The following is a 21,584-nucleotide window of genomic DNA, read 5'->3' on the forward strand; positions in this document are numbered from 1 at the left end:
TATTTCAAATATCAGTTAGGATGAAATTACTTCTAATGGCAAGTGTTTACTCAGTGTATAGTTTAAATCTTAGTGATGTTTTTTAAGTCCCTATATGTAAAAGATTCTGTTATTCGATGAGGTTTATAATTGTGTAATAAGCTTTTTTATTCGCTAGTTTGTCATTGTTGAGTTCGCTGAAATCGAAACAGTAAACACGTTCTTTCATCAAGGCACAAGAAATAGTCATGCTCATTCCATCGGCGCTAATTTTAATTGCTTGTGGAGTGAGTTCTTCAAGTTCAGATTTAGGTGCGCCATACATACGGCTGTATTCGTACCACCAACGTGATATTTTGATTTTCTTGGCATCTTGGGGATTTATTTTTTGTGTGAAGTAAATTTTGAAAGACTCTTTTTGCAACTTTACATCGAGGATTTCAAAGGGGATAGTTTTTTGGTCCCAAACAACTTTTTGTAAGCCGTAGGGACGCGATCCACGAGAGGCCCAGCCGCGACTCGTCTGTCCAGCCCATAAATTACCCTCTAGATCAAATTTTAAGCGAATATTACCGCACTGAAATCCAGACATAAAATCAATAACAGCTCCCTGGTAACGACCAGCAACCTTTTGCAGTGAAACGCGAAAAATATTTGAGCGTGATTGATCACCGATAAAAAATTGATTCTCAAAGGGACCAAATTTGCCTTTTGTGGCATTCCACTCGGGATTGCCCGGTGAATTGGCGATTTCTTCTTGGGGGATCCATACAATGGGCAGGGTTCTCATTTTATCGAATTCCTGATCATCCATGTTTTTAAGAGTAGTCATGTTGTACTCAGGTTTATCCAGTAGTGAAATTGGGTGGCCGTAAAATTTTCCAGGTTCAAGTTGATTCAGAGTAGAGCTTGCCAGATAATCACCCTGGTTATCAGTAAAAAAGAGTTCTCCTTGCGGATTTTTTCCCAAGCCAGCTGGGGATCTTAAACCAGAGGCAATAGGGGTGAATTTTCCTTCGGGGCTCACCTTGTATGCCCAGCCACGGTAGCCACCCTCAGTGGACATGGCGCTTAGCTTCAGTCCGGGAACTTTGGGACCGGCCGCAAGGTTGAGTGAGCCTATAAAGTTGCCTTGCTTATCTTTTATACCACCAAAGTTAAATTCGTGGTAGTTGTTATGAAAGCCCCATTCATGGGAAAGGTTTAGGTAGAGGTCGGCTACACCATCTTGATCAGAATCGACCAAGCGAGTCATCTCTGGTTTCTGAGTCACCACAACAGAGCCGTCATCATCGATCACTAAACCACAGGGTTCTTGTAAACCTTTGGCAAATTGAATCCATTTTCCCTTATCCAAGATCCATACATCGCCGTATCTAGTGGCACAGTAAACGCGACCTTGTTTATCTATATCAAGACCTGCAATATGAAAGTAAACATCCTTGGGTGTGGTAATAGTTTCTATGCTATAACCTTTGGGGTTTGCCAATAAAAACTGCGTCAGTATGATTAAGCCTAAAAAGATAAATTTTTGCATTACTTAAGCTCCTTGATAGGGATAGAGATAAAAAAGTCTTGTGGTGATTCAGGAGTGAAGAGACCGTTTTTTGTTTTACCTTTTGATAGTTTTGTATTGAGTTCTTGGGGGATTTTTAAGTTGATGTCTAAGGCATGATTTGATTTTATACTGTAGCTCAACTTGAGGGCATTATTTTCAATTTTACTTTGGAGTGATATTTCACCTTCAGATGATTTAAAGATGAATTTAGGTAGGGGCTTGTCTGAATATCCAATATATTTGAGTTCAGCTGCTTTTCCGTTAATAAATAAGTTTATGGATTGCTCTGCAGAAAATAAATGTGTGCCAATAGGCTGTGCAAAGTGTTGCCCACGAGCATAAATATTGGGGCCTATATCTAATGATTTCCCAAGCCACATAGCTTTGATGTCCGAAGTCTTTGGGTCAATGGCATAACTTATCTTATCCATGTGATTAACGATGATGGAGCCAGGAGGTGCAGCAGTAATTCTTTTGCGATTAATCAAAAATGCATTTTCTGCTTTTGGAATATGGCTACTCGTGATCGACCTTCGGTAGGATTCAGACGTCAAGGGAATCGTTTCTTTGCCAACTAGATCAAGAAAAAAGACAGTACTCTTGAAATCCTTAATGTACTCAAGTCGAATATCATGGGTACCCGCTCTGAGGTTTAAAGGAATTTTGATGGCTCTATCTTTATTTGTTGGAAAAGGAATCTTGTCTCCATCAATATAGAGCGCTATGCCTCTATATTGCTTTCTTATACCAGAAAGTATGAAATCACCAGCTAAGTGTTTGGGGATTAAAAGTTGACCCTTGAAAGAAATGGCAAATTGATTAACCTCAGGGAGGTTAGGGTTGAAATGAGGCGGTTTTAATGATCTTTGTTTGTCTGCTTTATGTTTGTCCCACTCGAACTTGTCATTAAGCTGAATATCGTGGAAGATTTTGTATTCAACGTTTCTTAGGCCTTGTTGTCTAGAAAGGATGAAATTAACTAGATCATTTATCTGCTCTTGCTTATATAGTGCGCCAAAAGCTAGCATACCTTTTTCTGGGAATCCATTGGTGATACTTTTAATGATATCACTTTTTGAACTGCCGTGAAGCCATTCGTAATCCTTTAAATTAGGCCCCGTGGCTCCTTCTAGTTTATTGCCATGGCAAGAAAAACAGATGGTTTCATAGAGCTTTTGGCCCCTCAGTTCAGAAAGGTCATCTGCTTTTAATAACAGGCTGCTACTAAAGATTAGGACTAAGTTTAATATATTTTTTAGTTGCATAAGCCTTTTTTCTGGTTGAGTTTTATAGAGCTAGTTAAGTAGGACTGCTTGGCCTAAGATGAATAGGATAAATTCTCTTATTTAAGTTCCTTCAAAGTCCATGGTGTTTTACGTTTTTTATTGTGTTTTCGAGTATGCTTTACATCTTGCGGGGAAATTAATTTAGCTGAATTTCCCCATGAATTGCGAATGTAAGTCAAAACCTCAGAAATGTACTTATCATCGTGGGAAGCAAGTGACTCCATGGCGCCTGGGTAAGTTTTGCCGTCTACGGGCCCCATGAGACCGTGAAGAGCTATTTTTATCAACTTATCTTTGTTGCCAAGAACTCTTTTTGAGCCTTTAAAAGGCGGGGCGAGCATGGTGTCAGTGCCAGCCATTGGGGTGCCTTCGCCGTTAGCACCATGACAGGCGAAACACAATGATTTATAATGCTTGTCACCCGCAATCATAATCTTTTGAAAGATGGGGCCCTTACCAGCCAGAGAGTCTAACTGTTCTTGTTGTTTACGCTTGTTTTCCTTGTATTTATTCCATTGACTAAAATGATGTTTAAGTGCATCATTTTGATGATGTTTGGCGAAGAATTCTTGAAGACTTTGCTTGGCGCTTGAGTCTTTGAGACTCAAGAAAGCTTGCGTGAGTATCGAGTTAGATTGAGAATTGTTTATAATGCTTTTAAAGCTAGCTAAGATATCTTTATTGGCTTCTTTGAGCCAAGGCTCAGAAGCTCGCATGGCGTGAACCGCAAGGCGTTCATCATTTGAAGACATTTGTGTGACAAGAAAATTAGGATCCAAAGCTTGAAGTCCCTCAAGAGTCCAGAGGAGTTCGATTTTTTCTTGAGTATTTTTTGATTCTGACAAAGCCCTTTTGAGCTGAGGGGCAATACTCTTGTCATTGCGAAGTATGAGTACCTTCCTAGCGGTGCTCCTCATCCAGCCATTTTTCTTTGCGAGTAGGGGGATGATATCCTCGGAGCTTTTATTCAAGATATCGGGGCGAGTAAATTTGGCTGAGTAGTCTTTTGGTATTAAGCGATAAATACGGCCCATCTGGATATTTTTAGCGAGTCCATATTTATCGATAACTCCACGTAGGTAGGAACCTTTTTTTGTCCAGTTAGCTTCCTGAATGATACCACGGTACATATCCACGATATAGAGGGCTCCATCTGGGCCCGTTTTTAAATTGACGGGGCGAAAATTAGCATCTGTGGAGCGAATAAATTCTGAATTGGGGTAAGCGTTACGCATTTGTTTGAAAGCAAGTGAGGTATCGACTTTTGCCATGCGAATCAGGCGACCCACAGGTTCTGCAAGGAGGTAGTTTCCATAAAACTCAGGCATGAGCTCTCCGCGATAGACAGTTTGTCCACAGGCGGCAGTGACATTATTGAGCGTATTGTCTTTTCTTAGTCTTCTATGACCTCCTTGAGTGTCGGGAATATTATCGATGGGCCAGACTTTATTAAAATCCTTTTCCAGTTCATTGGGAAACTTGCTATTTGAATAAAGGACAGGGTTTTGGAAATGTTCAAAACTTTTTTCATAACCCGCAGCACCGATGGCAAGATTGCCGTCATCATCATGACCTAATCCCCATTGGCCCTTTAGATTTCCACGATAAGCTTTTTGGACTTTGCCATCGACGATTTTAAGGCTGAATTTACTTTTAGTAGTGTAAATCCAATTATCCATATTCCATATCAAGCCACTGGCTTGGTGCTCCATATTTCCACCCCGACGTCCACCCTTGAACCATATTTTTTTCTCGTCGGATTTCCCATCGCCATTGGTATCGCGGTAGGAGTAGATATCGAAAGTGTTGGTTTCGCACACAAGAATGCGATCATCAAGGGGGAGGATCATGCGGGGAAGCATTAAGCCGTCAATAAAAACGGAAGACATATCCATTGTGCCATCGCCATCTGTGTCAGTCAATTTCATAACGCGACTCGTCTTGTCAAACTGACCAGTCGCATTGGCATCTTGCATGTAGGTTTTCATCTCAATCACATACATGTCGCCATTGGCATCCCATACGCAGTCAACCGGCTCGGTGATCATGGGCTCAGAGGCGACAACTTGTAGCTTGTAGCCCTCGGGGACTTGGATAGTCTTCATGCTTTCTACAGGGCTGAGTGCTTTTACTTGCTGATAAAGAGAAGTGACTTGCTCAGCCATTAAGGAAGAGCTGATAAGCATGAGGCTTAGAAACGTTTTTTTCATAGAATTCAACCTAGTTAATAATTGTGTTATAAATACTAAGCGGTGAAAAATCATTAAGCGTAACAACTTTTGACGCTAATTCATGAAAAAGAAAATGAGTCTTCCTTAGGTCTTAGTCATGTTCCACAATGATAGGTTTGCCTTCGGTGAGAAAACGGGTTGACAACCATATCTTATCTGGGGTGTTATCTGCAGTAACTTGGAACTTCTGGTAACCGCGCTCGATGAGATATGAATCTTTTTCAACAGGTAAATTGGTTATGAGGTTCCAGTTTTTATCGTATTGTTGCGCCGTTTTTCCACCACGATAATCTAAGTATTGACCGCTTTTTATGGAACCTTTCACAGTGAGGCTACCTTTGCCACCGTTGAGAACAATGCGAGGATTATGAACGATTTCAAGGTGCTCTTTAAGTGCTTTTATGTTGTGTACCGTAATATTGACATTCGTATTTGCAGGCACGTGAGCTAGGCCAATTTGCATTTGCTTAGGCATGTAATTATCCGCTGCAACTCCGCATCTATGAGGACCTCCCCAATCACTGCCAGCCCAGTAGGCTTCTCCATTGGGGATCTCAATATATTTTTCTCCCTTAAAATCTATCTTAATGGCATAGTCGCGCTTAGTGCCACTTCGAATTAATAGAATAGCACCTGAATTGTCACCTTTTACCGTCATTCCGATGCCACGGTGTTGGCGCAAGTTAAGTGTCTTTTTCCAGGTGGCTAGCATGGGGTGACCCTTGCCATTAAAGGTACTTTTATTACGGTTATTAAAGTCGATGGTTAAGCCATTTTCTACTTGACTTAACTTCATTTCAGTAGGATTGGTAATTTCTTCAAAATGATCAAAAAGAGATATGTTTTCATGGTCTTTAGGGTCCACCTTGGACATCACGCGTAGCGTAAATTGAGGTGCTTGTTTTTGGAAAGGGTTTTCAAGTTCTAAGCTGTCTCCGAACTTAATGTATTGCTGAGGAGTTACCCATCCAACTTCTCCACCCTGACAGCCCCATTTTACATCGCCTTTACGTCGCGTCAGAGGGTTTTTTTGAGGGTAGATTTTTGTTTTGCCATCTTCTTTTTTCAAGCACCACACCATTTTGGATGTGAAGCCGCGATTTAGGGGTGGTTCCATCGTTGATCTAATTCTTTTCCGCTGCGAGTTACTTAATTTAGGGCTGATATCTTTCCAGTCACGTACAAGATCCACCAAGTCCTGGAAACGGCCATACTTCTCCCAGTCACCAGGGTAGTGTAGGGGTAGGTGCATAGAAAAATCACTATGCTTAACAGATGCGACCTGAGCCATGCGTAAATGAGCTTCGTCAACTGTGGCAGCAGCGCGAGAGATACTGGCGGTGCGTGGGCGAACGCCCATATCACCACGGAAGCCCATTCTCACAGGTTCAGCCTTTTTGAAAGCATTTATGTAGTGTTCAAAGTGCCCCCAAAGTTGACATCCGTGTCCGGTATCATAATAGGTGGGGTGATCAAATCTTTTGTAAGCTTCCTGAAGCCAAAGTCTAATCTGAATACCCTTGGCTCCGCTCCAGTAATGAGGGTTGGCGCCATCATAGTTCATGTTGGTCATTTGGGTTTCATTCCATAAGTCAGCCTGTTCATTGATCATTTCATAAAAAAGAGGACTGTGGGTTTTGGGAATAAACTGAGAGCCGTAATTAGCCAAGAGACCTTTAGCTGAATACCCTTTTGTGTGGTCTGCGGGGTTTGTTGAGCCGAAGCCCCGAGTGCAATTGCGTAAAACCCATACTTTGCCTTCGGTATTCAAAGCCTGCTCAAACTTGATAATTTCATCATTAACATGAATAAAGTTATAGTGCACCCAGTGATTGAGTGCGGGTGCGGGCTGATCATGCCATTCTCTGCTTGGCAATTCAAGTCCTTTTTCAGGGATAAAATAAATGGTTTGTTCATCTGCATCAATGGACTTTGCTAGAGTACCACTACCCCAGTCGGCTAGATCTTTTCGAGGAGAGGTCCCAATAAAAACAGGGTCATTTTGATTGATTTCACACCAGTTATAGTGCAGCGAGAGGCTTTTATCTCTTTTGTTTAAAGTTTGAGCAAACTTAACTAGATCTTCGCGACCATTGGCAAAGAAGCCTCCTTTTTTTACCCGACAGTGATGAGCGCTGTCGTGCCATGTCCAGTGGTAGAGATGAACCTCGCGCACCCCCATTTTATCGATGTGGGGAAGTAGCCTTTCAAATTCATCACTACCTTTGACATGTGAGTACCAAAAAGAACTGCGATCAGAGAAAGTGTTGGTCCAGTCTTTCATCCATCGCTTAACTCCTGCAATATCCCAATCGTATTCAACCTTTGGGTGGGGCAATTTTTCATTGGCCCAGATATTAATGAAGATCTCGTCCTCCGCTTCATCTCCTTCGTCGTAATAGAGTGCAAAACCACCTCGTGGTAAAGGCTCACCTAGGTAGTTTTCTGAACCCATCCAGAGTGCAGGCCATGTGACAGGGAATTTACGGTTTAATGGGTCCATGCCACTGAAAAAAGTCATGTAGTCTAATGGCATGGGACGTAAGCGATGGTCACCATTGATTCCAAAAGCAAGAGTGTAGTTGGACGATTTGGGGATACCCACAAGGGATTTAATTCGAAAAGCAATATACTCTTCTGATTCTATGACCGAAAAAATAACTTTCTGTGAGCCGCGTTTAGAGACCACCATATAGCTATTGCCCTCAAGCTTATGTAGAGAAGCAAATGCAATGGGCTTAGCATTGCGTCCAATGAGATGAAAACCCAAGCTAGGAAAATTTGTATTGAGAAGCTCTTTGCCGTCTGGGAGATGTTTAATGGAGACAAGTCTAGTATTGGCGGCAATACGAAGGCGTAAGTGATTGCACGAGAATTCAGCAGCTCCGCCTTTGATTTCATAAGTGCGGTAATGATCGTTGGCAGTTAAAACTGAATCTCCGCTTGCAATGAGTTCATTAACTGATGGGGCGACGTCTTTTGCAAGTAAGGAAGAGCTGATAAGCATGAGGCTTAGAAACGTTTTTTTCATAGGATTCAACCTAGTTAATACTTGTGTTATTAATACTAAGCGGTGAAAAATCAATAAGCGTAACAAATTAAAATTTCTTATGAGCACATATCAAAATGTTCAGTTCAAATATATATAAGCTTCGGACTTTTCTTGATTTTTGTGGGACCTATTTCAAAGCCAAAGTAATTTAAATTAAACATACCGGTGCCATTGCCAGTAAAAACAAGATAGAGATTTACGGTACCTTTCAGCTCCTTGATTTCACATGAGACAGTTTCCCAATTAGTCCAATCTCCTGTAGGTTTAACAGCGCAAGAGCCGATTAATTTACCTGTTTGACTTCCAATTCGAAGTTCAATGGTTCCACCACGATAATTACCGCAGGAGACCCGAGCTGTAAAACGATTAAAACCATCTGGGATATTTATCCCTTTGAACATAATCCAATGACCATTATTAATGTATGCAAGATGTTTTCCACCTTCTGAGCAGTTTTCAATTTTCATTCCTTGGGATTTTTTGTTAAAAGTTTCGGCCTCTATTTTTTTTACTGAACTTATAGTAAGAAAATAGTCACTTTTGTTAGAGTCGATTAAGGAGGGGTAATTTTGTGCATAGAGCGCAAAAGTTGTGATAAAAAAGATTAAGATATAATTCATATAAAGTCCTAATTAAGTGAGTTAGATTTCGTATGTTCGAATAGATATTTGCTTATTTCCATGTGTGTGAATCCTCAAGTAATTCCTGATATTGAATTTTGAGCAGACTAATCATTTGAGCTGATTTTTTGGGATTTTGATTGCTAAGATCATTAGCCTCTGATTTGTCTTTGCTGAGATTATAGAGTTGGTAATCAGATAAACTTGCTGCTGTGACTTTGGGGAAGTTTTTTGAAGTGATATTATGGTACCTAGGAAGATTTAATTTTGCACTGATCTTCCAATCGCCATGACGCATGGCGACTTGACGTTCATTAAGGGCGGCATAATAAACCCAGAGTAGGGGCTTATGGCGAGTCATTTTTTTATTGTGGAGAGCAGGGGTGAAATTACTGCCATCTAGATTTAATGACTTAGCTTTAGATGTCTGTGCTAAATCACAAAAAGTTGGAAAGAAATCTAAGGCTGAAATGACTTGGTCGCTGATTTGACCCGCAGCTATTTTTTCTGGCCAGTGCATGATAGCCGGTACGCGAAAACCAGCTTCGCTTGTCCAGAGTTTCATTCCCTTGAGTTCACCTGGTGAACCATAAGACCGACTCGCTGCGTCATAACGATTAAGCGTTTCGGGTCCATTATCTGAAGTGAAAATGACTAAGGTATTGTCATTTATTTTTAATTTTTTGAGTTGATTCATCAAGCTGCCAACAGCCTTGTCGAGGTTTTCTACATTAGCGAAATACTCAGCTTGTTTGGTATTTTTAGCAATTCCTTTGTAAGTGTCGACAATCTTTTGAGGAGAAGCAATGGGTTCATGGGGTTCATGAAAAGAAAGGTAAATGAAAAAGGGCTGCTTTTCATTTTGTTTGACGTGATCTTCCATCCAGTTAATGGCCTCGTTTGTGACGATTTGGCAGCTAAAACCCTCTATGGGGCCAAGCTCTACGCCATTTCGGATGAAATTAACGGGATTCTTATGAGATGGCGCAGCATTGTTTTGTGTGGCGAACCAGTAATCAAAGCCAGCGTCTTGGGGTTGAGCTTGATTTGTGTTTATTAGCGCTCCATTGCAATGCCATTTGCCCGATAAACACGTTGCGTAACCAGCTTTCTGTAATAATTGGGGAAAGGTGATTTCACTTTTGCGCATGTGGGGGCTGGAACTCTCTGAACTATGGGGGATCCAGTCGTAGACACCAGCACGATTCGGGCTGCGACCCGTTAATAGACCAACGCGAGATGCGGAGCAGACGGGTGCAGCTGAATAAAAATGGTTAAAGCGTATGCCTTCTTTAGCCATTTGATCGAGGTTTGGTGATTTTATTTGTTTGTGGCCATAGCAAGCCAGGTCGCCATAACCGAGATCGTCACAGAGTATGAGGACGATGTTTGGGCGCTCAGTATCTTGGTTTGTTTGAGATGATTGTGCATAAAGGTTCATTGAGATGAACAAGGCTAGTACACTTAAAACTCTATAGTTTAAACGACTTGATTTCATTGAATTCACCTTAAGTTACTTGTGTTTATTTTGGAGGGTAGATGAACTCAGTTTCCTTGAAGCTGAGTTCATTTATATCTGGGTTGTCCAATTCCCAAATTCGTGTTCTATACTAAGCTAAACTTCTTGATCTTTTGACTTCATTGACTTACAACTTTTTTAAGGCCAGGGGGTAATACTGCAAAAAGTTGTAAAGTTCTGAAAACAAAATCCTCTGATATTATTACAAGCTTAGCTCACGGATTCTACTTATTTACTTTAAAACAGTTATTTTCTTTTGGTATCCTGGACTTACTTTACCATCTTTGTCGAGCTTATTAGCCGCCCAAAGAATACCCAAGGCCATCATTTTTTTGTAGACATCTTGTTCCATAGTTGAAGTGTCATGACCTAGTGTGGTACCAAACATTTTAATCCCCAAATTAGTGTGAGAAAAAATACATTCCTCAGTATGTTTAGCGCCTGTAAGAGTGGTTCCTGTTGCTAGAGATTGAGTCGTTTTTTTAAGGCTTGTTTCGTAGAGTTCGCCTTTTTCTGTTTGCCAGCCATCGGTGCCGAGAGCTTTCATGACCGGGTGAGTTTTGTCCGTAACTTCTATTTTAAGCGGGGAATTGTGGTGGTGACGAACGCTGTTAAGACCGCAGATTTTATCCCATGCTTCACGTTTTGTTTTAAACCAAGTATGGAAAGAGCCATGAGTCATGATAACACCGACTTTGTTTTTGATGTGATTATCTATCACTTTATCAATGGCGTCATCATCCTTAAAAAAGACCTGGCAGTGATTGTGGAAAACTACATCATAAGCTTTGCAGAAGTCACCCTTGAAAACTTCTGGAAGTTTGTTTTCAGTGGGGCTAAGTGGATGTTCTTTGGTAGAAGTCCACTTTATGGTGACTTCAGCATTAATCTGACTTTCGATGGCCTCTTTTAATATAGGGGCTTGTTTTTCATAATCATGCCAGCCACCCCCTGTGATCATCAAGACTTTTATGGGTTTAACTTCACTGCTTACACACGCAATACTTGTACAAAGTATGATCAGCAACATTGTTATTTTTTTCATTTAATATCCTCAGCTTATTTTTATTTTAGCATCACTGCAGAGTGTTCTGAAGGTGCTGTTGTGTATTTCTGTCTAAAACTAGAGGCGGGGATGATGCGAGCGTATCACTTATATGAAATAAAAGTCATTTTTTTACTGGTTTAATCGTATTTACTTTTATTGATAAAATACCGAGTGCTTTAGCCTTGCTGGGTGTCATAACGATGCGTACATAGCGAGACTTTAGCGTTCTTCCGAACTGAACTGTATTATAGATGTCCTTCTTAACGCCGAACTTACCAGCAGAGGAGGGGACTTCAAGCCATGGACCGGTCTGATCATCAGATGCTTCGACATGCCACGATGCAGGAACTCTGACACCACCAGCATCCTGAAACCAGAATACCGCCAGAGATTTAACCGATGGTTTGTCGCCGAGATCCAACTCTACCCACTGGTTTTTGCCTGTCTGCGGCCATGAGGTCCATCGTTTGATGCTCTGATCACCTGAGCCATTGGGAACACTGCTTTGCATCATGACGCTTGTCGTGTCATTTGTGTATGTATGCGAAGCTCTTACCGCCAGCACTTTCAAATGAGTGGATTTATCCGCGGCAACGGGAGTTTTTTGCACGTCCCGGTTTCCCCCAGCAAGGGGAGCTTTTTGCACGTAAGGAGTAACCGCGGTACCCTCAAGCGTTCCCGTAAGCTTTGTCAGTGTTGGAGCTGCCGCGATTTTTACGCCGTTTGCATATACGGAAAGTCCTTTTCCTTTGCCATACTTCTCTCCGGTCTTATCCCAGATGATTGTGAGGATTCGGTCGTGATAGCGGACCTTATCCAAACAGAAATAGTCCCACGTATTCTCTGGTAACAAGGGGTTTACTTCTATCACATCGTCGGCACGAGGACGCAGTCCCACCAATCCGGTGATGATCAAATCATTATACGTGGAGTGATTATAATCCTTGCCGCGTTCCTTGCCGCCTTTACCTCTATCCCAGGTTCCATTCTTCCATTGCTTTAACCTTGTTCTGGAGATCCAATCACCTGTGTATGGATTCAGGTTCTCGTCAATCCACGAAACCACCTCTCCGTCTTCTCGCTTGAATTGGTGGCTTTTGGTGTAGATCTTCAAGGTTTCGAAGTAGTCCTCTTTCGATATTACATTCTGTGGGTAATTATTCAGCACGTTGATGAGAGCTGTTAAAGTTTGAGCTGTGGCAAATGGCCATGACGGCCCATTCCACTGACATTCATGACCCCTGTAGGATATTTGAAATCCAGGATGACGTTGCTCTGCGCTGGTTGGACCATATGGTGCGTAAAATCCCTTGGCATCCATCAGTTGCTCCCAGGCCGCTTCGTAGCCCTTGTTTTTATCCGGCAGATTGAAGTACCACGGAGTGTAGCCGTGAAGCTCACGGACTTTTTCCAATTGATTTTTATTAGGTCGCATAACTTTAAAGAACTTTGCGTCATTATCCCATAGTTTCGCCTGAACTTCATGCTTAATCTCTAAAGCTTTAGCCTTGTATTCTTGTGAGATATCAGTTTTACCAGCAAGCGTGGCAATTTCAGCAATAGCAAGGGCATCACCGTACATATAGGAGTTGATCGTCGGCCTGAACCCGTCGCCGCCAATTGCCATTTCCATGCCATCTCTGTCTGCAGATTGAGCGAATAGCACCTTGCCTTTTTTATGAGAATTTTCCCATGCCTGATAATTTTTAATTAAATCATCCAGAAAACCGATAACAAAGTCCTTGTTCGGAGTCACAAGGTAACGGTTATAAAATGAGTCGGCGATCCAGAAACTGTAGCGTCTCGGTTCTCCACCCTTGCGCAACCAGAAGGATGAGTAGTCATCCAGGATTTTAGTGTCATGAAGCCAGCGACCTTCATAATATTGATGCCCCGCCGGACAACTGATGGTATTATACTTCCCCGACCAATTTACTTTGGGTAGAAATTCGGTAACAACATAACCATCTGGCGTATACTTCACATGTTTACGAAAGGTCCACCAGCGGTAATACCAGTTTCGCTGAAAATCCTCATCCGGGCATTCAAACAGCGGAATATTGTTTTTAAGGTATTCAAAGGCATCCTTATTTTTGATGTTCGAGTACAGCTCCTCATCATCTGCATTAAAACGCTTCACGTATTCTTGTAAAAGATGTGAGTTGACGACCTGAAACTTATTAACTTTTGAAGTTTCCTCCTTCTTTTCTTCGGCAAACGAGAACTGCCCAAGAACCATCATGACTATTAGCGCAAGTAATGAACTACGTGTCATTTTTTCTGTAATTCTCATTATATTTTCCGCTTGATCTTATTTTTCTATAACTAACATTTTTTTGTCTTTGACGATGAACTGACATTCAAGCCAGGGTGAATTTTTTTGTTTTTGAGCGTTGATGGCAACACTATTTTTTCCTTTTGATGCAACAAAGGTTTTCTTTACTACTAGCAGATCTTTGATCTTATTCCAATTCAGGTCATAGACGCCAGCGCTTGATCCCCCATTAAACCAAAGGTATTGATCCGTTTTAATGCTGCCCTTGACCTGCAGACTGCCTTTTCCAATTTTGATCACTGGGTTCTTAAGTTCGCTTGCCAGTTCCCCAAGCAATCTTAGATTGGATACTTTAATATCAACATTTGTTTCTTTCGGAATCATTCCCAAGCCAAGACTTACCTGGGAAACTGAGCCATATTTCATATGTTTGGTATTGAAGCGGAAGCCCCATCGTAAATCACTCCACGATACCTCACCGCTGGGAATCACGATATCTTTTTTTCCTTTAAAATCCAAGGGGACAATGTAATCGCGATGCCCCCCGGCAGACACCTGTACCACCAGTATGGCTCCGCTTCCGTCTCCCTCTACGGTTAAACCGATTCCACGTGCACCACGCATACTTCCGCTTGCCCGCCAACTTGGGAATTTTTCGTTCTTTATGGCTTTGGACCTTTGATTGCTATAACGCAAGCGCAGAGCATTGTCTACGTCCGTAAATTGATAGTCACCAACTTGCTTGATTTGTTTAGCCTGTGGCTGCAATTTGTAACTTGGAGAAACCGGTTTCAGATGCACCCTGGGCCAGGGGCTCTTCCCAAAGGTGCCAAAACTATGGGCACCTTTCCAATTTGAATCATCGAATTTGATTTGATTCCATTCTCTCTGTGATTTTGAACTGGTCAACCAGGTCTTATCACTGAGAAAACTAAGAGCTTCTTTACTGGTCTCGATAGTTAGAGCACCAGTAAAGCAACCACCGCCATGATCGTTGCTTACCTCGGCTGCAAGGACATTATCCCCTTTTTTGAGGTATTTCTGCACGTCCACAATATGTCCCTTATCCCACCCACTAACATTGGCAACTTGATGTCCGTTTACATAAACTTGCACGGAATCATCGGCATGAAGAAACAAAAAACCTGACACGGCTTGCTCTTTTAGGGTGAATTTTTTCCTCATCCAGCAGTTACCATGTTTAGGTTCACCGCCAGCGACCCAAATATGCTTCGCGCCTTCGAGTGGGTGCCGTTTCTTTTGTAGCCCGGCTCCGATATTATAGGTGGCAATCGCATCATTTGCTTTTTCATTAATTTCTTTTCTTTTTTGAGGAGAATCAGTTTGACCATCTCCTAGTGCCGAAAGCACTCGAATAATGACTTCTGGTTCAGACTCCGGATATGGATTATTGAGTTTTAATGTGTCTCCGGATTGCAAGTATTGTCGGGGAGCGACCGGGCCAAATTCTGAACCAAGAGCCCATGGAGTTTCAATTCCCTCCCGACGCATCAATTGTTTGGGAGTTATTGCATAGCCGAGGTCAGTCTTGTCGATATCGAAAATTTCATGGGTAGCTGTTTGGGCATAAAGTACTTCTCGCTTACTTCGAATTCGTTTGCTCTGATCAGCGCTTAGTAGCTTAGTTGCTTTCTTCCAATGATTCTGTTTTTCTATAAACGTATCTGTTAAGCCGTGGCTGGAAAGAATGTCACGGGTGATACCGAACATGGGCTCATTCTTTTCCATTGAGAAGGTGCGTTTACCGGAAGCTGCAGCGCCAGACCACGTTGGGCTATTGTCATATGGCCCAGTAGACACACGAGCAATATAGTGAAGGTTCATGCCGAATTTTGAACCTTGACGGTTCTTCACAACGTTCCGGGATTTCCGAAATTTATACTCCATTTGGCTGGGCATTGGACGACCACTAGAGCTATTGCTGGTCACCATATGCTCAAGATTCTCATAGACGTACTCGGTAAATTTATGATACCCCCAATCGTTTTCTGCAGTATGAACTTCTGCTGCATCCTGTTCGCAATGAGTTACACCGTTCTTGTTGCAGAATTCTGCATAGCGTTTGGCAAGCTCTTCGACCATATCGGTATCATTGCCGGGAATAAAGACCATACCGTATGACCTGATTAAGCCCCTTGCTTTTATCTCGGCCTTATGCGCAGAGGCTTTTGTATTGATGCTACCGCGTTGGCAGTTATTCAATTTCCAAACACCAGTGTCTGTATCGGAAAAACTCCCCACTGTTACAAACTCATCAGCAATTTGAAAGGTATTAATATTGTCCCAGGGCTGGATACTCTCAGGGCCAAATACTCCTCCATGAATGGTTGGTAATTCTGAGCCTGGAGGTGCTTTAAAGTAAAGAGTTTTATCAGTCGCTGAAGCCGGTTTTGCCAGTGTGCCTTTGACCCAATCTGCAAGTCTGGGGTCTATCGTAGGTTTGGTATAGTCCGGATCTTCATTGGCAATAGGGCAGCTAAGAGTATGAATGGTTAAACCTATATTTTTTTCTTTTAAATACCCTGAGAAACGTTGGAAATCTTTTTCTCCATTAGGGAATATTTTAGGGTTTACGGTTAAAAAACCTCTTTTGATGGGCCAGTATTCTCCTCGCCACGTATCTGTGTGCAGGTAGATCTCTTTCATATCGAGTTGTTCTGCCTTATCTGCAAGGTAAAAGAGGTCATCCATGGAATGGGCGGTTAGAATAAATCGGCTCCGGTCCATGTTTTTTTCCTGCCATTCTTTCATCCATTGCTTTGATCTTTCAACTGTCCACTCTCCTTTTATTTTGGGGTGAGGCTGGTTTTCCTTCACCCAGATATGGTGAAGCGCTTCATCGTATTCGTCATCTGTTGTAGCATGGATAAATGCGAAACCACCACGGGGAAGATCTTTTCCTTTTGCCCACTTCCATTTCCACTTGACGTTAGTTTCTCCCGTGTGGCTTTTTCCACAATCAGTCATGTAATCGAGAGGAAACACATTGATAGCTGATTCAAGAAAACCAAAGAAACCGAAAATGGTCAAATCGCTACTATTGAAACCTTTTGTTTTCAAAATCTTAAATGCAAGGTAATGCTCTTCTGCTTTTACTTTAAAGACCACAGAAAATGGGCCATTTTTAAGAAATAGTTTACCGTTTTTATACTTGGCATTACCAAGTCGATACTTTTCGAATGATCTTTTTTCATGATTAAATCCGCTGACTTGGAATTCAGGTAAATTCTTGTTCTTTTTAATTAACTCTTTTCCGCCATACTTAAATGATTTGAATTGACCATCATTGCTGATTTCCAGGGAGTACTTACTTGTTTCTATACGAATGGGTTCTGCCTTAGATTTTACTACTTTATTGGGTCTTAATGCTGCGGCTAACATACTTGGCTTGCTTAAAGAGATGCCATTAATTTTTAAATCATGAATAGACCACCAAACGTTATTTGAACCTGTTTGTTCAATCTTAACAAATTTGGCTTTTTTATCGATACCTTCAATTTTGGTCAATTTTTGACCTGTCCCTTTTTTTATGCTTTCACCCCAGTTTTTACCATCTTCACTGACAAAAATGCGGTACTCCCGAGGATAATCACCAGCGGATTTTCCTGCATCGAGAATGAGTGTGTTTACGAGATAAGCTGCGCTGAATTCAATGACAAGCCACATGCCTGGTTTCATGTTGGATTCGGTGGTATAACGATTGCCTTTGTCTTGGTCCAAGAGATTTTGCAACGAACCTTCATTATTGGACGCAGTCAGCTTTACTGTAAAAGCTTTTTGTACTTTTTTATACCATTTATCTTTAAGCAACTTTGCCTTGAGATCACTCCACTTTGCTTTGCTCGGCAATTTAATACTTTGTGTGCTCGGAGTCAGTGCGAAGCTACCCATTGGCACAGTTTCACTTCTTTCCCATAACCAGGGGAGGGATACTTCTATACCTTGCTTACCCTTGTCACATTCCGTAACATAGTCGAGAGGGACTGCTTTAAGCGATGCATCACAGTTAAGTCCAAATTTCAGCCAGAGCTGATTTTTCTTAGAAAGCCCTTGTACGCGTTTTACACGAAAAACAAGTCCGCCATGCTTTTCTGTGACTTCCATCATTATGCTGATGTTGCCTTTTTTTGCTATTAAGTTGGTTCCATCATAGCTTAGTTTATCGAGATGGAATTTTCTTGGAGAAGTCCAGTTTAACGCAAAACCGCAGATCTCAAATCCTTTACCTGGATTACGAATATTGAGTAATTCTTTGCCTTTGTGGATGAGGGAATTTGGCTTGCCATCTGACGCAAATTTCATCGTCATATTTGCTGTTTTTATTTCAGTGGCATTGACCTCTGAGAAAGCTAGGAGTGTAAATGCGAGTAGCAATACCGTTTTTTTCATGGTCATTTTATCCAATTTTTTTTCATTAGTATTATAAGAAGCGTGGCACAAGCGAGCGTAACAAGTATTGGAAACAAATATTATTTTTTGTCTTTGAAGCTAGCAATTCGGCGATGAACTAGATGGCCTTCGAGTTGTGAAGAAAGGCTATAGATCAGCTTAGTTCGTCAGAGGCTGTGTGAAAAACACTTTTTCAGGTGCAGCGCACCGATAGACAATAGCGTGTGGTGTAGCCACACGTAGGTGATAATAAAATGAATGGAGGGCTCGCGGCTGTGAGTCCGGCATAGTGTGTCGGACCCAAGTTTGGGCCCAGGCTTAATTCCGAACCCATATCCATGCTCCTAAGGGAGCATGCTACATTCTATCGGACTCACAGGTGAGCCCTGACAATCTATATACTTGTCGAAGTAATAGCTCAAGGATTCAGCTTGCGGATTAATCATTGCGAAGATCTAAGTTTTTTTATAAAACTTGTTACGGTGCGGGAAAATTCACGCTTAATTCTAATAGAATGTAAAATCAAACTAGGTGTTTTATGAAAAAACTTTTCGTCTCCGCATTGCTTGGAGTTTCAATGTGTGGGATCGCCGCGGATCTGCAAAAAACTCGTTTCTCTAATGAAACTCAAACTCCTTCACCTGCTGTCATTGCAGCATCGCCTTATGGAGATGTTTTTGTTGGATTGGACTTGCAGGGCTCATTGGGTAAAAAGATTAATATGGGATCCATTAAACGTTTAAGGGATAATGATAATGATGGTGTTGCTGAAGAAATAAGTCATTATGTTAGCGTTGATAACCCACGTGGGATTATTTCCATTGGAAATAAATTAATTGTTCTTCACTGCACTCAGAAAGACGGTAAAGTCCATGGTCAGGACATATCTGTCTTTACAGATGCAAATGACGATGGTGTGGCTGATAGTCATGGGAAGGTCTTAGTTAAAGGCATTGGTAACCCGAAATTCATACAGGATCGTGGTGCCGATCATTGTACAAATAATATGCGTCTAGGTATAGATGGCTGGCTTTATATTTCTGTAGGAGATTTTGGTTTTGTTGACGCGGAGGGAACTGATGGCAAGAAGCTTACATGTTATGGTGGCGGTGTAGCACGCGTCAGACCCGATGGTACGGAACTGGAAATGTTTATTCACGGAACGAGAAATGTCTACGACGTGGCTATAGATCCTTTTATGAATGTTTTTTCAAGAGAGAACACGAACGACGGTGTTGGTTGGTGGGTTCGATTCACTCATTACATCCAATCGGGAGAATATGGCTACCCTTGTCTCTATAAAAACTTTATCGATGAAATGATTCCGGCTCTTGGCATGTATGGTGGTGGTTCCGGCACAGGTGCACTTTTTCTTCAGGAACCTTCCTGGCCAGCAAAATATAATAACAAAGCTTTAATGGCTGATTGGGGTCGCTCCCAGATTATTATTCACGAAGTCACTCCCGACGGGCCAAGCTTCACCAATAAACCCAAAGAATTTCTAGAAGTTCCTCAGGTAGCAGATTTAGACGTAGATGCTTCTGGGCGTATGTACGTGGCAGCGTGGGCAGGTGCTGGTTATACAGGTAGTTCTAGTAAGGGCTACGTAGAGCGTTATGTACCTGCAGACTGGCAGTATAAGGAGTTTCCTTCTTTAACAAAAATTTCTAAAGATCACTTGCTTGGCTTGATTAATTCTGAAAGTGCGACCGCACGCATTTATGCTCAGCAGGAAATTTTGCGAAGAAATGATACTTCCGTGATCAATGATTTATTCAAGTTAGCGTACAGTGCAAATACTCTCGAAGCACGAGTTGCCGCTGTGTATACTTTGGCACAGTTAGCAAAAGCTTCAGCTTTTCCTGCACTAGAAAAACTTGCAGAAGATCCACTACTTCGAGAACATGCGATTCGACTGCTTGGAGACCGCAAGAGTTTTAATCAATCAGCTAATATAAAAGCTGTGGTGAAATATCTTAATGATTCGAATCCTCGCGTTCGCGTGGCTGCCAGTGTGGCACTGGGTAGAATGAATAATGCCGCAGCGGCTGAAGAACTCGTTGTCATGGCCTTAGCACCCGAGTCAAAGGATGCCCCAAAAGACGAAAATGCAGATCAGATCAGTAAATTCACCTCTGACAAAGTCGATCCCAATAATCCACTTGTCGATATAGAATTTGATATTAGTGGGTTTAAGTCTCTTACACTCACGATCGATAGTCTTGACTGGGATACCGGCGATCATGCAGCCTGGGTGAATCCAATTATTATCCTGAAAAATGGTAAGGAAATTGATTTAACCAAAGTGAAATGGCAAGAGGCTAAAGGTGCTTGGGGTAAAACTCTAGTTAATAAAGATTGTCTCGGTAATGCACTTGAGAATCTTAAAGGTGAAACTTTAAAGGGAATCGGTACCCATGCGACATCCAATATTGTTTATAATATCCCTAAAGGTGCGACGACCTTCAATGCTCAAGGGACGATAACAAATGGTGCGAGTAGTAGCGCATCCTTTAAATTTATGGTCAGCGAAAAGGCAAAGATAGAGGGCCCCGTTGATTCAGGGACTAAGTGTTCAAATCCGAATCCTGACATGATTGTACCTCACGTCGCACGTCAGGCTTTGTTAAACTTAGGTGCCCATGATGCGGTAATCGATGCTTTAAATAGCGCGGATAGTAAACTACAGAAGAGTGCACTCAGTACTATGAAGTTTATGCATCATAAAAAAGTTATTGACGCTCTTGAACGAGTTTATGATAAAGCGAACTCTCAGCTCAAAAAGGATATCATTTCAACTCTTATGCGACTTCAGCAAAAAGATGTTGAATGGGATGGCAGTAGCTGGTGGAGTACTCGCCCTGATCCGACGGGTCCATATTTTGAGCCACGTAATTGGGAACAGTCGGCGCGTATTGCCAGTATTATAAAACTTCATTTAGCCTCTCTATCGGCAAGTGAGAGAGCTGTGGCCCAAAAGGCTATCGTTAAAAACCGCTGTAATCTCGATGGCAAAGTTAAAGTTGCGGATGCTAAACCCAAAAAGTTTGGTGATGCCAAAATCGCAGATTCTGCTATAGAAGATATTGTTATCTACATCGACAAAAATAAAGGTAATGCGAAGAAAGGTGCGCAAATTATTAATACCGTAGGGTGTATCAGTTGTCATAATACTGCTCCAGGTATGACGGTAAAGGGTCCGGATCTAAGTAAACTAAGTCACCTCAGTAAAGCTGCTCTGGTAGAATCTATCATTAAGCCAGGTGCGAGCATAGCAAAAAGTTGGGTCAACCTAAGTTTAAAAGACGGATCAGTTCATACGGGTACGATTGTTAAAGAATCCAAGAGCGAAGTCATTCTTCACAATATCGCTGGTGTGCCAAAGAAGATTGCTACATCACAAGTGGAGAAACGCGAACCGGGGCTCAATATGATGTCTGTCCACTTAACTGATGGTCTAAGCCTCCAGCAATTCACTGATCTTATTGCTTATCTGCAGTTTTTGAGTGAAAAGTAAGATGAACCCAGAGCATAATCTTATATATTCTATGTTTACTAAGGGGGAATTAAGGCCGTATCTCACCCGATCTGAGGGGTATCAATTGT

General features: G+C 41.8%; 10 protein-coding genes. 1 reads left to right on the top strand and 9 read right to left on the bottom strand.

Annotation, left to right across the window (positions count from 1 at the left end):
- Positions 1-109: 109 nt before the first annotated feature.
- From PQO01_RS14755 to PQO01_RS14795, 9 genes are all read right to left on the bottom strand, one after another.
- Positions 110-1,516, bottom strand: a complete 1,407-nt coding sequence (locus PQO01_RS14755) for a DUF7133 domain-containing protein (protein ID WP_274314851.1) — start codon at positions 1,514-1,516, stop codon at positions 110-112.
- The gene (locus tag PQO01_RS14760; protein ID WP_274314852.1) at positions 1,516-2,802 is read right to left on the bottom strand and encodes a c-type cytochrome; all 1,287 of its coding nucleotides are present in this window, start codon (positions 2,800-2,802) and stop codon (positions 1,516-1,518) included. Before PQO01_RS14760 ends, PQO01_RS14755 begins: the two co-directional genes overlap by 1 nt.
- 77 nt (positions 2,803-2,879) lie before the next feature.
- Entirely contained in the window at positions 2,880-5,033 is a 2,154-nt protein-coding gene (locus tag PQO01_RS14765; RefSeq protein WP_274314853.1) for a DUF7133 domain-containing protein, read from the bottom strand.
- A 112-nt stretch (positions 5,034-5,145) separates the two neighbouring features.
- Positions 5,146-8,085 (bottom strand): hypothetical protein, encoded by a 2,940-nt coding sequence (locus tag PQO01_RS14770; protein WP_274314854.1) that lies wholly within the window; start codon positions 8,083-8,085, stop codon positions 5,146-5,148.
- Positions 8,086-8,189: 104 nt separating this feature from the next.
- Positions 8,190-8,726, bottom strand: coding sequence for a carbohydrate-binding protein (locus PQO01_RS14775; RefSeq protein WP_274314855.1), 537 nt, complete (start codon positions 8,724-8,726; stop codon positions 8,190-8,192).
- Positions 8,727-8,778: 52 nt separating this feature from the next.
- Entirely contained in the window at positions 8,779-10,224 is a 1,446-nt protein-coding gene (locus PQO01_RS14780; protein WP_274314856.1) for a sulfatase-like hydrolase/transferase, read from the bottom strand.
- Positions 10,225-10,477: 253 nt separating this feature from the next.
- Positions 10,478-11,290, bottom strand: coding sequence for a ThuA domain-containing protein (locus tag PQO01_RS14785; protein ID WP_274314857.1), 813 nt, complete (start codon positions 11,288-11,290; stop codon positions 10,478-10,480).
- A gap of 124 nt (positions 11,291-11,414) precedes the next feature.
- The gene (locus tag PQO01_RS14790) at positions 11,415-13,586 is read right to left on the bottom strand and encodes an MGH1-like glycoside hydrolase domain-containing protein (RefSeq protein ID WP_274314858.1); all 2,172 of its coding nucleotides are present in this window, start codon (positions 13,584-13,586) and stop codon (positions 11,415-11,417) included.
- An 18-nt stretch (positions 13,587-13,604) separates the two neighbouring features.
- The gene (locus PQO01_RS14795; RefSeq protein WP_274314859.1) at positions 13,605-17,978 is read right to left on the bottom strand and encodes a discoidin domain-containing protein; all 4,374 of its coding nucleotides are present in this window, start codon (positions 17,976-17,978) and stop codon (positions 13,605-13,607) included.
- Positions 17,979-18,516: 538 nt separating this feature from the next.
- On the opposite strand from PQO01_RS14795, the gene PQO01_RS14800 reads away from it, so the two are divergent.
- Complete coding sequence (locus PQO01_RS14800; protein WP_274314860.1) at positions 18,517-21,495, top strand: DUF7133 domain-containing protein; 2,979 nt, start codon at positions 18,517-18,519, stop codon at positions 21,493-21,495.
- Positions 21,496-21,584: the final 89 nt, after the last annotated feature.

The organism is Lentisphaera marina (genome assembly GCF_028745505.1).
Taxonomy (GTDB): Bacteria; Verrucomicrobiota; Lentisphaeria; order Lentisphaerales; family Lentisphaeraceae; genus Lentisphaera; species Lentisphaera marina.

Excerpts from the sequence above, each read along its gene's own strand:
- PQO01_RS14755 (WP_274314851.1), bottom strand. The coding sequence starts at position 1,516 with ATGCAAAAATTTATCTTTTTAGGCTTAATCATACTGACGCAGTTTTTA.
- PQO01_RS14760 (WP_274314852.1), bottom strand. The coding sequence starts at position 2,802 with ATGCAACTAAAAAATATATTAAACTTAGTCCTAATCTTTAGTAGCAGC.
- PQO01_RS14765 (WP_274314853.1), bottom strand. The coding sequence starts at position 5,033 with ATGAAAAAAACGTTTCTAAGCCTCATGCTTATCAGCTCTTCCTTAATG.
- PQO01_RS14770 (WP_274314854.1), bottom strand. The coding sequence starts at position 8,085 with ATGAAAAAAACGTTTCTAAGCCTCATGCTTATCAGCTCTTCCTTACTT.
- PQO01_RS14775 (WP_274314855.1), bottom strand. The coding sequence starts at position 8,726 with ATGAATTATATCTTAATCTTTTTTATCACAACTTTTGCGCTCTATGCA.
- PQO01_RS14780 (WP_274314856.1), bottom strand. The coding sequence starts at position 10,224 with ATGAAATCAAGTCGTTTAAACTATAGAGTTTTAAGTGTACTAGCCTTG.
- PQO01_RS14785 (WP_274314857.1), bottom strand. The coding sequence starts at position 11,290 with ATGAAAAAAATAACAATGTTGCTGATCATACTTTGTACAAGTATTGCG.
- PQO01_RS14790 (WP_274314858.1), bottom strand. The coding sequence starts at position 13,586 with ATGAGAATTACAGAAAAAATGACACGTAGTTCATTACTTGCGCTAATA.
- PQO01_RS14795 (WP_274314859.1), bottom strand. The coding sequence starts at position 17,978 with ATGAAAAAAACGGTATTGCTACTCGCATTTACACTCCTAGCTTTCTCA.
- PQO01_RS14800 (WP_274314860.1), top strand. The coding sequence starts at position 18,517 with ATGAAAAAACTTTTCGTCTCCGCATTGCTTGGAGTTTCAATGTGTGGG.